Origin of the sequence: Duganella fentianensis (genome assembly GCF_009857835.1) — a bacterium.
Classification (GTDB): domain Bacteria; phylum Pseudomonadota; class Gammaproteobacteria; order Burkholderiales; family Burkholderiaceae_D; genus Rugamonas; species Rugamonas fentianensis.
This window is the reverse complement of sequence record NZ_WWCL01000003.1, coordinates 440541-455381: the sequence shown is the minus strand read 5'-3', so window position 1 is coordinate 455381 and position 14841 is coordinate 440541. Positions and strand designations below refer to the sequence as shown.

Genomic DNA, 14841 nt, shown 5'->3' with positions numbered 1-14841 from the left:
ACTCTCCTTGTGATTAGGAAACTCAGTCTAGCGAGCCCTGCTTTGCAGACATTGACGCGGAGCAAAGCCGTGTTGCCCGCGGTGCTGGTGCTACAACACTAGCGCTGTGCCAGCAGCACCGTGCTGGCCGTGGCCAGCGCGATGGCCAGGCCATACGGTATGCCGCCCACGCTGGTCACAGCGGGCAAGGGCACGGCCTGCATGGGTACGCCCAGACAGCGCCAGCACACGGGCGCGCACAGGGTCCACACATTGCGCCAGGCCTGACGCCAGCGCCCCGTCCACAGCAGCATCACCAGCGCCAGCATGCCGCCAAACAGTGTGGCCAGCGCGGCCACCTTGAGCGCGGCCAGCGGCCCCAGAAACGCGCCCACCATGGCCAGCAGCTTCACGTCGCCAGCGGCCATGCCGCGTAGCAGATACAGCGGTAGAAAAACAAAAAGGCCGGTGACAGCACCGGCCAGCCACTGCTGGGCGACTGCGCCATGCTGTCCTGCCAGACTGTGCAGGATCAGCGCCAGCAGCAGGCCGCTCAGAATCAGCACATTGGGAATTTTGCGTAGTGTCAAATCCGTCAACGCAGCTTGCGCCACCAGACAGACCAGTATCATTTCTATGGCTGTGAGCATGATCAATTCTCCCTGACTGACTCTCCGGCCCGGCTGCTGCCGGAGAGTGTTTTACGCCCGGCCGGCGGCTTAGGTGTGAATCTTGCTGGCGATATCAGTGAAGGCGTTGGTCAGTGCCGGCCCCAGCAGCCCGAACACGGTGGCGACCAGGCCGACCATGGTGGCGGCAATCAGGCCGTATTCGATGGCGGTAATGCCGTCATCATCGTGGGCAAAAGCTTTTACTGCGGTGATCAGTGCATGCATGATGTGCTCCCGAGAGTAGTGTAGGAAAACCCCTGATGCAGCGGGCCGGCGGTGCCGTTTTTTCCCTGTGCTGCAGCATTGGATTCACTATACAAAAGCTGCCGAAAAGCAAGTTGACGTGACGCAAGTTTTCCGCACGGAATCTTTTGCCGCGACTGATGAAATATATTCATCAGTGCCCCCGAACGGTGCTGGCTTATGTCAAACTGCGCCCTGATCAGCATGGTTATGCTGCTGGGCAGAGCGGTTGTCGGAAAAAAGTTGCACTCGTTTAGAAGAGATGTTTTTTTTCGCACACATGAATTGCTTTGATTACAAAAAGCTATTATCCTGCCTAGCTGTTCTTTGGAAAGGCTCCCCGTTGCTGCTTCACTGTGCGCCTGACTATCAAAGATATGGACTTGATAGGCGCGAAGCTAGCCTGGCTCAACACAAGGTTGTGTGATTACTCTCCAAAGACGACGATGGATTCCCTACTGAAACACATGGTGGACATGACTGGCCACCGCGATCACACGATGCTCGACATTTCGGTGATCTCGGCGGTGCAGGAGCTGGCCAATGCCAGCCAGACCCGCGTGCTCTCGCTGGTCACCATCCGTGGCAAGACCTTTGTGCGTCCCCGCGCCAGCATACGCGCCGGCGAAGTCGCGCACATGGTCGAGAATAACGATCCGCACCAGCCGGGCGAACCGCTGACCAGTCTGGCCCCGCTGGCCCACTGCATCAGCCACCATGAGTCCAGCGCCGACATCGTCAACGACGTAGGTGGCCATACGCTGTGGCTGCCGATCTGGATGGGCGACAAATGCGATACCTGTCTGGAAATCATCAACCCTACGCCTTACACCAGCGATACCATCCACGTGATCGGCGGCATCGTCAGCGTGTACCGCAATTTCCAGAATCTGCTCGATTACAGCGAACGTGATTCGCTCACGGGCCTGCTCAACCGCAAGACTTTCGACGACCAGCTGGCCAAGATGCTGGCGGCCAGCACGGACAGCCATTCCGTCGCCGTGCTCGGCGAACCGGAACGGCGCAGCCCGCGCGATCAGGAAAAGCAGTGGCTGGCCGTGGTCGACGTCGACCACTTCAAGCTGGTCAACGACCGCTTCGGCCACCTGTATGGCGACGAAGTGCTGATTCTGATCGCCAACCTGCTGACCTCCTCGTTCCGCAGCCAGGACCGCGTGTTCCGTTTCGGCGGCGAAGAATTCGTCGTGCTGCTGCGTTCCACCACGCTGGAAAACGCCAAGAAAATCATCGAGCGCTTCCGCATGAGCGTGGCCGCGCATGATTTCCCCCAGGTGGGCAAGGTTACGGTCAGTGTGGGCTTCGTCAGCATCAGCGCGCTCGATGCGCCCGTGATGATCCTCGGCCATGCCGATCAGGCGCTGTACTACGCCAAAAGCCATGGCCGCAACATGGCCTGCCATTACGACGAGCTGGTGCAGGAAGGCTTGCTACAGGCAGTGGCTTCCAACGATACGGCGGAATTCTTCTAAAAAAACAGCCTCGGACGAGGCTGTTTTTGATTCGGCAGGACGCTTCAGTTCAGACTCAGGAAGCGCATCGGATCCACATTCCACTTGCTCGGCGATTCGTGGCCGACGATCTTGTCGCCGCCGCCGAAGCCCAGCCCGCGCGACAGGTCCACCGTCTCCGGTTTGATGTACAGGTTCTGCTTGGTATTGAAGAACACGTTGACCTTGGGTGCCAGCAGATTGGTTTCATGCGGCTCCACCACCACGCCCAGACGGCCCGATTCCAGCATGACCATGGTACCGACGGGGTAGATCCCCACGCAGCGCATGAATTCCTGGGCGTACTGGGGATTGAAGTGGAATTTGCTCCACTCGTAAATCTTGCGCAGCGCAGCCGCTGCCGACATGCCCTTGTGATAGCAGCGATCCGCCGTAATGGCATCGTACACATCGACAATCGCCGCCATCTGGGCCAGCTCGCTGATGCCATCGCCGCCCAGTTTTTCCGGATAGCCGCTGCCATCGCGCCGTTCGTGGTGATGCAGCGTGATGTCGAGCGGGATGGGACCGATTTCCGGCGACTTCAGCAGAATATCGTAGCCATCTTTCGGATGACGCTTGATGATGGCAAATTCTTCGTCCGTCAGCGGGCCCGGCTTGTTGAGGATTTTGTCCGGCACCAGCGCCTTGCCCGTATCATGCAGCAAACCGCCCAGACCGGCCTGATGGGTACGCTCCGCTTCGAAGTTGCGCGAGCGGCAGAACGCCACCAGCAAGGTACAGACGCTGACAGAATGCAAAAAAGTGTAATCGTCTTTGGTCTTAATCCGCAGCAAGCCCACCAGTGCGCCCGGATTACGCAGGATGGATTCAGTGATATTCTCCACCACCGGCGACACCTGATCGAGTTCCACCGCCTTGCCCAGACGCGCGTCCTGCATCACGGTGCGCACCAGCGTCGACGCCTGATGGCGGATCTGCACGGCGCGCTGCATTTCTTCGCCTAGCGACACACGGGTGACGATGGGAGATTTCGTGGCAATTTCGACAATTTCACGCTCGGTGGCAGCCTGCGCCTCGGCCAGCGTGGGCGCGTCCTGTACGTCCAGCCCTTTATCGTTGTCGATGACAACGTCATGAATACCGGCGTTGATGATCTTGCGGATTTCTTCTTCGCTAGTCAGCAGAAAGCGGTTACGCACAAACGGATGGGTCATCCAGTCGCAACTCAGGTCATGGATGTACATGCCTACTTTAAGTTGAGAAGAATCGACTTTCTTTAACATGCGGGACCTGCTGAGAGTGGGGTCTGGACTGCCGGACGGGACGATTTGAGTATAACAAATAGTTGCTTGTCGGGACTAAATTTCCAGATGCTATCATCTGTTTGTACCCTGGGAGACACTATTATCATGGAACTTCGTCAGCTTCGTTACTTTGTTGCAATTGTTGATCACGGCTCTTTGTCCAAGGCAGCCGTGGTTTTGCATATTGCGCAACCGGCGCTGACCCAGCAATTGCGCCAGCTCGAAGACGAACTCGGTGTGCAGCTGCTGCACCGTAGTGCGCAAGGCGTGCTGAGCACCGATGCCGGCAAGGTTTTCTATGAGCACGCACAAGCCATTCTCAAGCAGGTGGCCGATGCCCGCTCCGCCGTTACCCAGTGCAGCGAGCGTCCCAGCGGGGTGGTCACACTGGGCCTGCCGCACAGTATTTCCGGCGCCCTCGCCCTGCCCCTGCTGACGGCGGCACGGGCCCAGTATCCTGAAATCACCCTGCAGCTGACGGAAGAAATCACGGGCAATCTGAGCGAGCAGCTCAAGTCCGGCCGCATCAATCTGGCCGTGCTGTTCGATGATGGCCAGCTGGGCGGCTTTGCCAGCACGGCGCTGGTGGAAGAAGAACTGCGCTTTATCTGCGCCAGCCCGGCACAGGAAGACGGCGCGGATGGCGATAGTGAGCAGTCACTAACATTGGCCGAGGCGGTACAGCACACACTGATCCTGCCCAGCCCCCTGCAGGGCGTGCGCCCCCGTATCGATAGCGTGGCCCATCAGGCCGGCCTGAGCCTGCAGCACGTCATCGAGATCAATTCCATCGCCATCCTCAAGTCCGCCATACTGGCCCATCTGGGCGCCACCATCCTGCCTGCCGCGCCCGTGCTGGACGAGCTGAAACGAGGCAGCATGCGCTCGCGCCGGATCGAACAGCCGACCATTTCGCGCACCGTGGTGCTGTGCGCCTCGCGCAATATCCCTCTCACCAATGCGGCGGAAGCCATCCGCAAACTGGTGCAGCACGTGAGCCAGCAACTGTGTGCCGAGCAGCTCTGGCCGGGCGCGCGCATGCTGCCATAAGTTTTACTTATACCACCATCGTCAAACGCTATTTCCGTATACGTCAACTAGCGCCCATACTCCGCGCCAGAGTGGATAGTCGCGTCGTGCTGCATGTCTGCAGTTCTGACCTAAACTGATCCCAGCGCCGCTAACCATGCGGCTCATGGCCTGTTCCCGGCGTGCCTACCCGGCACCACCCAGAACAGGCGCGATTCTGATACCAAACCGGAGACACGCCATGCCCGATACCACGGCAAACGGCCCAGCAACGTCGCACGACGGCGCCGCCAGCACCCCTAGCCCTTCCACGCCTTCCCGCCTCAGCACGGTCAGCCTCGACGACAAATATACTGCCACCAGTGGCGATATCTTCCTGTCCGGCATACAGGCGCTGGTGCGCCTGCCGATGATGCAGCGTGTGCGCGATCAGGCCGCCGGCCTGAACACGGCCGGCTTCATTTCCGGCTACCGCGGTTCGCCGCTCGGTGGCCTCGATGAAAATCTGTGGAAGGCCAAAGGCCATCTGGAAGCCCACCACGTGCAATTCGTACCGGGCGTGAACGAGGATCTGGCCGCCACCGCCGTATGGGGTTCGCAGCAGGTCGATCTGATCGGCGAAGCCAAGTACGACGGCGTGTTCGCCATGTGGTACGGCAAAGGCCCCGGTGTAGACCGCTGCGGCGACGTGTTCAAGCACATGAACCATGCCGGTACTTCGGCCAAGGGCGGCGTGCTGCTGGTGGCCGGTGACGACCACGGCGCCTATTCGTCTACGCTGCCGCACCAGTCGGACCACCTGTTCTCGGCCTCCATGATCCCTGTGCTGTACCCGTGCAATGTGCAGGAATATCTGGATCTGGGCATACACGGCTGGGCCATGTCGCGCTTCTCCGGCTGTACCGTGGCCTTCAAGGCGCTGGCCGATACGGTGGAATCGTCGGCTTCGGTGGATGCCAACCCGTTCCGCGTCGAAGTGAAAATCCCGCAGGACTTCGTCATGCCCGAAGGTGGCCTGAACGCCCGCCTGTCCAGCATTCCGCTCGGTCAGCAGGCGCGCAATCAGGAAGCCCTGATGCAGGACTACAAAATCTACGCGGCGCTGGCCTATGCGCGCGAGAACAAACTCAATCACACCACCATCACCAGCCCCAACGCCAAACTGGGCATCATCGCCTCCGGCAAATCCTATCTGGACGTGCTGGAAGCGCTGGAAGAACTGGGCATCGATGAAAAACTGGCGGCCGAACTGGGCCTGCGCCTGTTCAAAGTGGCCATGCCGTGGCCGCTGGAGCCGGACAGCGTGCGCGAGTTCGCACAAGGTCTGGACGAGATACTGGTGGTGGAAGAAAAACGCCAGATCGTCGAATACCAGCTCAAGGAACAGCTGTACAACTGGCGCGACGACGTGCGTCCGCGCGTGATCGGCAAGTTCGATGAAAAAGGCGAATGGGTGGCACCGCGCGGCGAATGGCTGCTCACTTCCAAGGCTGACTTCTCGGTGTCGCAAGTGGCACGCGTGATTGCCAGCCGCGTCTCGCGCCTGATCAGCGATCCCGTCACCTGCGACCACATCAAAGCCCGTCTGAGCTTCCTCGATGCCAAGGATGCGGTCCTGAAGAAGGCCATCAACACGCCATTCCGTCCCGCTTTCTATTGCTCCGGCTGCCCGCACAATACTTCGACCAAAGTACCGGAAGGCAGTCTGGCGCTGGCCGGTATCGGCTGCCACGTGATGGCCACCTCGATCTACCCCGAGTTCAACAAGCTGACTACCCACATGGGCGGCGAAGGCGCGCCGTGGATAGGTCAGGCTGCGTTCTCCAAGATTCCCCACGTGTTCCAGAATCTCGGTGACGGCACCTACTTCCACTCCGGTTATCTGGCGATCCGCGCGGCCGTGGCGGCCAAGGTCAACATCACCTACAAGATTCTGTACAACGACGCCGTCGCCATGACGGGTGGCCAGCCGGTCGATGGCACCACCTCGGTACCGATGATCGCCCAGCAGATGGCGGCCGAAGGCGTGAAGCGCATTGCGCTGGTGACGGAAGACCTGAGCCGCTACACCGACCGCAGCGCCCTGCCGAGCATCGTCAGCCTGCACGACCGCAAGGATATGGATGCGGTACAGCGCGAGCTGCGCGAAATCGGCGGCACTTCGGTGCTGATCTACGACCAGACCTGCGCGGCCGAAAAACGCCGTCGTCGCAAAAAAGGCGAATTCCCTGACCCGGCCAAACGCATGGTCATCAACGAAGCCGTGTGCGAAGGCTGCGGCGATTGCGGCATCCAGTCCAACTGCGTTTCCATCCTGCCTAAGGAAACGGAATTCGGCCGCAAGCGCACCATCGACCAGTCGTCCTGCAACAAGGACTACTCCTGCGTGAAAGGCTTCTGCCCGAGCTTCGTCACGGTGGAAGGCGGCAGCCTGAAAAAATCCAGGGCCGGCGTCAGCAAGGACAATAGCGATGACGGCTTTGGCGCACTGCCGGAACCGGCACTGCCGAACTGCGACCAGCCGTACAACATCCTGATCAACGGTATCGGTGGCACCGGTGTGATTACAGTCGGTGCGCTGATGGGCATGGCCGCTCACCTCGAAGGCAAAGGCGCTTCCGTGCTGGACATGACGGGTATGTCGCAGAAAAACGGTTCGGTGACTTCGCACGTGAAAATCGCCCGCAGCCCGGCCCACCTGCGCGCCCAGCGTATCGCTACCGGCGAAGCCGACGTGATCCTCGGCTGCGACATGCTGACCGCCGGCGCTGCCGATGCGGTCTCGAAAATGCGTCCGGGCCGCACGCTGGCCGTGGTCAATCTGCACCAGCAGCCACCGGGCACCTTTGCCCAGAAGCCGGACTGGCAGTATCCGGTGGAAGAAGTGCGCGCCCTGATCGAAGAATCGGTCGGTGCCGGCGCAGCGGACTTCATCGACGCCACCAAACTGGCCACCGCGCTGATGGGCGATTCGATCGCCGCCAACCTGTTCATGCTCGGTTACGCATGGCAGAAAGGCCGCATCCCGCTGGCCGAAGCCTCGCTGCTGCGCGCGATTGAACTCAATGGCGTAGGCATCGCTTCCAACAAGAAGAGCTTCCTGTGGGGCCGCCGTGCCGCCGTCGATCTGGCCAAGGTACAGCGTGTGGCCGCACCGGCCCAGCCAGTGCTGATGCAGATGCCGCAAAGTCTGGACACCATCATCGCCAAGCGCGTGGAATTCCTCACCGCCTACCAGAACGCCGCCTACGCCGCCAGCTACCAGCAACTGGTGGAACAGGTGCGCGCACGCGAAAGCACTCTGGGTCTGGGCAACAAGCTGTCCACCGCTGTCGCCAAGTACGCCTTCAAGCTGATGGCCTACAAGGATGAATACGAAGTGGCGCGTCTGTACACGGATGGCCGCTTTGTCGAACAGCTGCAGCAGCAGTTCGAAGGCAATTTCTCGCTCAAGTTCAATCTGGCGCCGCCGCTGTTCGCCAAGAAGGATGCCAAAGGCCACTTGGTCAAGGCGGAATTCGGCTCGTGGATGTGGCAGGCCATGAAGCTGATGGCCAAGCTGAAAGGCTTGCGCGGCGGGGCCTTCGACCTGTTCGGCCACACGGCAGAACGCAAGATGGAACGTGCGCTGATCGTGGAATACCGCGAACTGGTGCAGCAGCTGCTGGCCGCGCTGTCGCCGGAAAACCACGCACAAGCGGTGGAACTGGCCAGCCTGCCCGAAAAAGTACGCGGTTTCGGCCACGTCAAAGAGCAGGCTGTGGCCACCTTCCGTAGCGAAAAAGCCCGCTTACTGAGCCAACTGGGCCTGCAACGCGCTGCCTAATGCCGCTAAAGCCCCGAAAAGCCCACTAAACACCACTCAAGGGCCGGATCTCGCCATCCGGCCCGGTGCTTTGTGCCTACCGGTCATCACAATTGACGTTTACGTAAAGGGAAACGTAAACGGCATATAATGGCCGAACGACGCAGATCGCCACCAGCATTCAAGGGACATCATGACTGACCTCTCCACACCGAATATGGCTGCCGTACCAGACCAGCCACGCCTGAATAACAAAATCCGCTTCGTCACGGCGGCCTCGCTGTTCGATGGCCACGACGCTTCCATCAACATCATGCGCCGCATCCTGCAGTCGAACGGCGTGGAAGTGGTACACCTCGGTCACAACCGTTCGGTCGACGAAGTTGTCACCGCAGCGCTGGCCGAAGACGTGCAGGGTATCGCCATCTCCAGCTATCAGGGTGGCCACGTCGAATACTTCAAATACATGATCGATCTGCTGCGCCAGCGCGGCGGCGCCCACATCAAAGTGTTCGGCGGCGGCGGCGGCGTGATCGTGCCCGATGAAATCGCCGACCTGCATGCCTATGGCGTGAGCAAAATCTTCAGCCCCGAAGATGGCCAGCGTATGGGTCTGGTGGGCATGATCCAGTGGATGGTGCAGCAGTGCGACATCGACCTGTCCGACTACTCGCCGACCACGCTGGAACCGCTGCGCGCGGGCAGCATCGAAAGCCGCCACCGTCCGCTGGCGCAGCTGATCACGGCACTGGAAAACGACAAGGCCGCACCGGCCCTGCGCGCCGAACTGCTGGCCGCTGCCGAAGGACTGGCCGTGCCGACGCTGGGTATTACAGGCACAGGCGGCGCCGGTAAATCCTCGCTGACGGATGAACTGATACGCCGTATCCGCCTCGATCAGGGCGACGCGCTGAATATCGCCGTGATCTCGATCGACCCGTCGCGCCGCAAATCGGGCGGCGCCCTGCTGGGCGACCGTATCCGCATGAACGCCATCAATCCGTGGGGCGGTCAGGCGCGCGTGTTCATGCGCTCGCTGGCTACCCGTGAAGCGGGCTCGGAAATTTCGCAGGCGCTGCCGGACGTGATCGCCGCCTGCAAAGTGGCCGGCTTTGATCTGGTGATCGTGGAAACCTCCGGCATCGGTCAGGGCGATGCGGCCATCGTGCAGCACGTCGATGTGTCGATATACGTGATGACGCCGGAATTCGGCGCTGCCTCGCAGCTGGAAAAAATCGACATGCTCGATTTCGCCGACTTCATCGCCATCAACAAGTTCGACCGCAAAGGCGCACAGGATGCGCTGCGCGATGTGGCCAAGCAGTACCAGCGCAACCGTGAACTGTGGAGCAAGCGTCCGGATGAAATGCCCGTATTCGGCACGCAGGCATCGCGCTTCAACGATGATGGCGTAACGGCACTGTATCAGGGCCTGCTGCCCAAGCTGGCCGAATTCGGCCTGCAGGCCAAGGCCGGCAAACTGGCAGCTATCGATGTACGCTATTCGAGCGGCAAAAACGTCATCGTGCCGCCAGCGCGTGCGCGCTATCTGGCCGAAATCGCCGACACCGTGCGCGGCTACCACCGCAACACCAGCAAGCAGGTAGCGCTGGCACGCGAGCGCCAGCAACTGAGCGAAGCCAAGCGCATGCTGGCCGCCGCCCACAAGAATGCCGACTTCGACGAGCTGATCGCCGAGCGTGACAGCAGCATGGATGCCGGTGCCAAGAAATTGCTGGCGCAATGGCCCGATCTGCAGGCTGCCTATGCCGGTGACGACTACGTGGTGAAAATCCGCGACAAGGAAATCCGTACCCGTCTGATCCACCACACCCTGTCCGGCAACAAGATCCGCAAAGTGGCGCTGCCACGTTATGAAGATCACGGTGAAATCCTGCGCTTCCTGATGGCGGAGAACGTGCCGGGCTCGTTCCCGTTCACGGCCGGCGTGTTTGCCTTCAAACGCGAAGGCGAAGACCCGACCCGTATGTTTGCGGGCGAAGGCGATGCCTTCCGTACCAACCGCCGCTTCAAACTGGTCTCCACCGGCATGGACGCCAAGCGCCTGTCCACCGCGTTTGACTCGGTCACCCTGTACGGTGCCGATCCGGCCCTGCGTCCCGACATCTACGGCAAGGTAGGTAACTCGGGCGTGTCGATCGCCACGCTGGACGACATGAAAGTGCTATACGACGGCTTCAATCTGTGCAGCCCGAGCACCTCGGTGTCGATGACCATCAACGGTCCGGCGCCAACCATACTGGCGATGTTCATGAACACCGCCATCGACCAGCAAGTAGAAAAATTCAAGGCCGAGAACCAGCGCGATCCGAGTTCCGACGAAGCGGCCAAGATTAAGGCATGGGTGCTGCAGAATGTGCGCGGCACGGTGCAGGCCGACATCCTCAAGGAAGATCAGGGCCAGAACACCTGCATCTTCTCCACCGAGTTCTCGCTCAAAGTCATGGGCGACATACAGGAATACTTCGTCCACCATCAGGTGCGCAATTTCTACTCGGTGTCGATCTCGGGCTATCACATCGCCGAAGCGGGCGCGAATCCGATTTCGCAGCTGGCCTTCACGCTGTCCAACGGCTTCACGTTTGTCGAAGCCTATCTGGCGCGTGGCATGCACATCGACGACTTCGCACCGAATCTGTCGTTCTTCTTCTCCAACGGCATGGACCCCGAGTACACGGTGCTGGGCCGCGTGGCACGCCGCCTGTGGGCCGTGGCCATGCGCGACAAATACGGCGCCAACGACCGTTCGCAGAAGCTCAAGTACCACATCCAGACTTCGGGCCGCTCGCTGCACGCGCAGGAGATCGACTTCAACGATATCCGCACCACACTGCAGGCACTGATCGCCATCTACGACAACTGCAACTCGCTGCACACCAACGCCTACGATGAAGCCATCACCACGCCGACCGACGAATCGGTACGCCGTGCGCTGGCGATCCAGCTGATCATCAACCGCGAATGGGGTCTGGCCAAGAACGAGAACCCGAATCAGGGTTCCTTCATTCTGGAAGAGCTGACCGATCTGGTGGAAGAAGCCGTACTGCAGGAATTCGAGCGCATCGCCGAACGTGGCGGCGTGCTGGGCGCGATGGAGACCGGCTACCAGCGCGGCAAGATTCAGGAAGAGTCCATGCTGTACGAGCACCAGAAGCATGACGGCACGCTGCCTATCATCGGCGTCAACACCTTCCGCAATCCGAAAGCCGGTAGCGAAGCGCCGCAGACCATCGAGCTGGCCCGTTCCACCGACGACGAGAAGCAATCGCAGCTGACCCGTCTGGAGGACTTCCACGCCCGTAACGCCGCTGCTGCGCCGCAGGCACTGGCAGCGCTGCAGCAGGCCGCCATCGACAACGCCAATGTGTTCGACAAGCTGATGGATGCCGTGCGCGTCTGCTCGCTGGGCCAGATCACCACGGCGCTGTTCGAAGTGGGTGGCCAGTACCGCCGCAATATGTAATCGGCCCCTCTGCCAGTACCCGCAAGGGTACTGGCTAGCCTGCCGCTAGCCTCTCTGCGCTGAGCCCGCTTCTTGCCTTTTTCAGGATTCTGTCCTACTCTTGGATTGATCGTATAGCACGCGATTCTGCGTCCATACGCCTGGAAATATTGCCTAGAGGTTAATCGTGCCTTCCGTCTCTTCCGTCAACGCGCTGCAAGCATCGATTGCACAAGCCGAAAGGCAGGTGCAGCAGGATCAGGTGCGCGTGAATCAGGATGCCAGCCGGCTCGAACAGAGCCGCCAGCAGCTGGCCGACGACAAGCAGACGCTCGACGACACCAAACGCCAGAGCGTACAGGCCAGCAATGCGACGCCCGCACGGCCTGCCGCCGCGCCCAACCTGACGCAGGCTATCGAAAAGCCTAGCCGTGCCGAGCAGATACTGCCGGCCGAACTGAGCGCGCAGCCCAAAGCACAGATCAATGCGCAGGGTCAGACCATCGGCAAACTGATCAACGTCACTGCCTGAGCGGCGGCCACGCCGCGTCGGCCCGCCTGCCTCAAACGGGACTGGCGCGCGTCTCGCTGGCGAGCGTGGCAACCGGTACCCCGGAGCCTAGCCCTTCCTGCTGCTTGACGGCTTCCCACCATGCTTCCCCGCGCGCCGGCTGCGCGATATCAAGCCGCTGGCCTATGGGCGGTGTCGCCAGCGCCACAGCGCGCTCGGCCGCCAGCTCCGTAATGCGGTCAAACGGGTCATGCCATGCGTGCAGGGCCAGATCGAAGGTGCCGTTATGGATGGGCAGCATGACCTTGCCGCGCAAATCCAGATGGGCCTGCAGCGATTCGGCCGGCTGCATGTGCACATCGGGCCACTGGGGATCGTAGGCGCCCGTTTCCACCATGGTCAGATCGAACGGGCCGTATTTCTGGCCGATTTCCTTGAAGCCGGAAAAATAGCCGCTGTCGCCGCTGAAGAAGATGCGCAGTTCGCGCTGCTCGATGACAAACGAGGCCCACAGCGTGCGGTTGCGGTCATTCAGGCCGCGGCCAGAGAAGTGCTGGGCCGGGGTGGCCACCAGCCTGACGCCGTCCACATGGGTGGCTTCCCACCAGTCCAGCTGGCGTACTTTGGCCGCGTCGATGCCCCAGGCAATCAGACGCTCGCCCACGCCCAGCGGCGTAATGAAATGCTCGACCTTGGGTGCCAGCTGCAGCACGGCTGCATGGTCCAGATGGTCGTAATGGTCATGCGACAGGATCACGCCCTTGATGGGCGGCAGCTCGTCTATGCCGAGTGGCGGCGCATGGAAGCGCTGCGGCCCCATCCACTGGAATGGCGAAGCGCGCTCGGAAAACACGGGGTCGGTCAGCCAGAAACTGCCGTCCAGCTTGAGCAGCATGGTGGAGTGGCCGAGGCGGAACAGGCTGCGATCCGGAGCAGCCAGCAATTGCTGCTGCGTGATCGCGTGAACGGGGATGGGCTGGCGCGGCACCGTGTTGCGCGGCTTATCGAACAGAAAGCGCAGCATCAGGCCCAGCGTCTTTTTCAGCCCCATCTTGTGCATGGCGACGGGATTGCGGTAGCGCCCCTGATGGCGGCGCGGCTGGCTGGCCGCCGCCCAGCTATCGAAACTGTTGGCAGTGTCTGCGGCAATAACGGATGGATGATTCATATTCGGCAACCCCGTGGCTAGGCCACAGAGCTGTGGCTACCCTGTGTAGACGGGGCTGGCCGCGCCATATTGCATCGTGCGGAGAAAAAATTTACATGCCGCGCGGCTAGGCAAAACTGACCGCGTACACGGGCGGCAGATGGGCGGCGATGGTCTGCCACTGGCCACCGCCATCTTCGGATAGCCAGACCCCGCCCGTGGTCGAGCCCATCAGCAGCACGCGGCCATCGGCGCTCACATCGAGGCCATGGCGGTACACCAGATCGTAGCAGTGCTGCTGCGGCAGGCCGCCACGCCAGGCGGTGAAACTCTGGCCGCCGTCGCTGGTACAGCTCACGGCCAGCGCAGCCTGCGGCGGGATGCGCTGGCTATCAGTACTGGCCGGCACGAACCATGCCGTTTCGCCATCCTGCGGATGCACGGCGGTGACGAAGCCGAAATTCGATACCTGCTGTGGATGCACTTCCTGCCAGTACGCGCCATTGTCGGTCGAGCGCCAGATGCCGTTATGGTGCTGGCACCACAGCTTGTCCGGTTCGGCGGCACAGCGCACGATGCGGTGCGGGTCCTGCACGGCCTGCACGCCGGCCAGCTCGGGTGGCATATAGCTAGCGCGCATGCCTTCGGCACGCATCTGCCAGCTGGCGCCGCCATCGGTGGTCAGCCAGACACCGCCACAGGAGATGCCGACCAGTACGGCATTGCTGTCGCGCGGATCGACACAGATGCTGTGTATGCCGGGCACGTCATAGCCGCCGCCCATCCACTGGGCCCGTTCCGGCACTTGCCACAAGGCTTCTACCAGCTGCCAGCTCTCGCCATAGTCGCCCGAACGGAACAGGCCACCGGGCAAGGTGCCGGCCCACAGCACGCCGGGCTGATCCGGTCCGCCGGCTGCCAGCGACCAGATCTGCAAGACTTTCCAATCGACGGGATCTTCCGACTCGGCCGGTTTGACAGGAAAGGCCGGTACTGCCACTTCCGTCCACTGCGCGCTACCGGCCTTGCGCCGGTGCAGCTTGGGGCCGAAATGGCCCAGATGCAAGGCCGCGTACAGCGTACCGTCGCGCCGGTCGGCCAGCAGCATGGACACGGGATCACCGAGAAAGTGGCGCTCGCCCAGATGCCAGGCTTCGGCCGTGCGGTGCAGTTCGAATAAACCTTTGCGGGTCGCCAGATAGGCGCGATCGGACATA

The 14841-nt window shown here is 61.3% G+C and carries 10 protein-coding genes; 5 read left to right on the top strand and 5 right to left on the bottom strand.

The window, feature by feature from the left end; genetic code table 11:
- Positions 1-98: 98 nt before the first annotated feature.
- Both GTP23_RS15130 and GTP23_RS15125 read right to left on the bottom strand, forming a co-directional pair.
- Positions 99-629, bottom strand: coding sequence for an A24 family peptidase (locus GTP23_RS15130; RefSeq protein ID WP_161035922.1), 531 nt, complete (start codon positions 627-629; stop codon positions 99-101).
- 69 nt (positions 630-698) lie between these two features.
- Positions 699-875 carry a Flp family type IVb pilin gene (locus GTP23_RS15125; RefSeq protein ID WP_161035921.1) on the bottom strand — a complete coding sequence of 59 codons (177 nt, stop codon included), beginning with the start codon at positions 873-875 and terminating at the stop codon, positions 699-701.
- Positions 876-1339: 464 nt separating this feature from the next.
- Here GTP23_RS15125 and GTP23_RS15120 point away from each other — a divergent pair, with 464 nt between their 5' ends.
- The gene (locus GTP23_RS15120; RefSeq protein WP_161035920.1) at positions 1340-2383 is read left to right on the top strand and encodes a GGDEF domain-containing protein; all 1044 of its coding nucleotides are present in this window, start codon (positions 1340-1342) and stop codon (positions 2381-2383) included.
- A 44-nt stretch (positions 2384-2427) separates the two neighbouring features.
- On the opposite strand, the gene GTP23_RS15115 is transcribed toward GTP23_RS15120, so the two are convergent.
- Positions 2428-3648, bottom strand: a complete 1221-nt coding sequence (locus GTP23_RS15115) for an HD-GYP domain-containing protein (RefSeq protein ID WP_161035919.1) — start codon at positions 3646-3648, stop codon at positions 2428-2430.
- Between the two features lie 126 nt (positions 3649-3774).
- Between GTP23_RS15115 and GTP23_RS15110 the strand changes: the two genes are divergently transcribed.
- The 4 genes from GTP23_RS15110 to GTP23_RS15095 all read left to right on the top strand — a co-directional run bounded on the left by GTP23_RS15110 (position 3775) and on the right by GTP23_RS15095 (position 12498).
- Positions 3775-4719 (top strand): LysR substrate-binding domain-containing protein, encoded by a 945-nt coding sequence (locus GTP23_RS15110; protein ID WP_161035918.1) that lies wholly within the window; start codon positions 3775-3777, stop codon positions 4717-4719.
- A gap of 220 nt (positions 4720-4939) precedes the next feature.
- Entirely contained in the window at positions 4940-8524 is a 3585-nt protein-coding gene (locus GTP23_RS15105; RefSeq protein WP_161035917.1) for an indolepyruvate ferredoxin oxidoreductase family protein, read from the top strand.
- Positions 8525-8696: 172 nt separating this feature from the next.
- Entirely contained in the window at positions 8697-11987 is a 3291-nt protein-coding gene (gene icmF, locus GTP23_RS15100) for a fused isobutyryl-CoA mutase/GTPase IcmF (protein ID WP_161035916.1), read from the top strand.
- 166 nt (positions 11988-12153) lie between these two features.
- The gene (locus GTP23_RS15095; RefSeq protein WP_161035915.1) at positions 12154-12498 is read left to right on the top strand and encodes a hypothetical protein; all 345 of its coding nucleotides are present in this window, start codon (positions 12154-12156) and stop codon (positions 12496-12498) included.
- 31 nt (positions 12499-12529) lie between these two features.
- Here the strand turns inward: GTP23_RS15095 and GTP23_RS15090 are convergent, their stop codons facing one another.
- Positions 12530-13645 (bottom strand): MBL fold metallo-hydrolase, encoded by a 1116-nt coding sequence (locus GTP23_RS15090; protein ID WP_161035914.1) that lies wholly within the window; start codon positions 13643-13645, stop codon positions 12530-12532.
- Between the two features lie 106 nt (positions 13646-13751).
- The gene (locus GTP23_RS15085; RefSeq protein WP_161035913.1) at positions 13752-14840 is read right to left on the bottom strand and encodes a WD40/YVTN/BNR-like repeat-containing protein; all 1089 of its coding nucleotides are present in this window, start codon (positions 14838-14840) and stop codon (positions 13752-13754) included.
- Position 14841 lies beyond the last annotated feature (1 nt).

Coding starts and splice junctions, on each gene's coding strand:
- GTP23_RS15130 (WP_161035922.1), bottom strand. CDS start 629: ATGCTCACAGCCATAGAAATGATACTGGTCTGTCTGGTGGCGCAAGCT.
- GTP23_RS15125 (WP_161035921.1), bottom strand. CDS start 875: ATGCATGCACTGATCACCGCAGTAAAAGCTTTTGCCCACGATGATGAC.
- GTP23_RS15120 (WP_161035920.1), top strand. CDS start 1,340: ATGGATTCCCTACTGAAACACATGGTGGACATGACTGGCCACCGCGAT.
- GTP23_RS15115 (WP_161035919.1), bottom strand. CDS start 3,648: ATGTTAAAGAAAGTCGATTCTTCTCAACTTAAAGTAGGCATGTACATC.
- GTP23_RS15110 (WP_161035918.1), top strand. CDS start 3,775: ATGGAACTTCGTCAGCTTCGTTACTTTGTTGCAATTGTTGATCACGGC.
- GTP23_RS15105 (WP_161035917.1), top strand. CDS start 4,940: ATGCCCGATACCACGGCAAACGGCCCAGCAACGTCGCACGACGGCGCC.
- icmF (WP_161035916.1), top strand. CDS start 8,697: ATGACTGACCTCTCCACACCGAATATGGCTGCCGTACCAGACCAGCCA.
- GTP23_RS15090 (WP_161035914.1), bottom strand. CDS start 13,645: ATGAATCATCCATCCGTTATTGCCGCAGACACTGCCAACAGTTTCGAT.
- GTP23_RS15085 (WP_161035913.1), bottom strand. CDS start 14,840: ATGTCCGATCGCGCCTATCTGGCGACCCGCAAAGGTTTATTCGAACTG.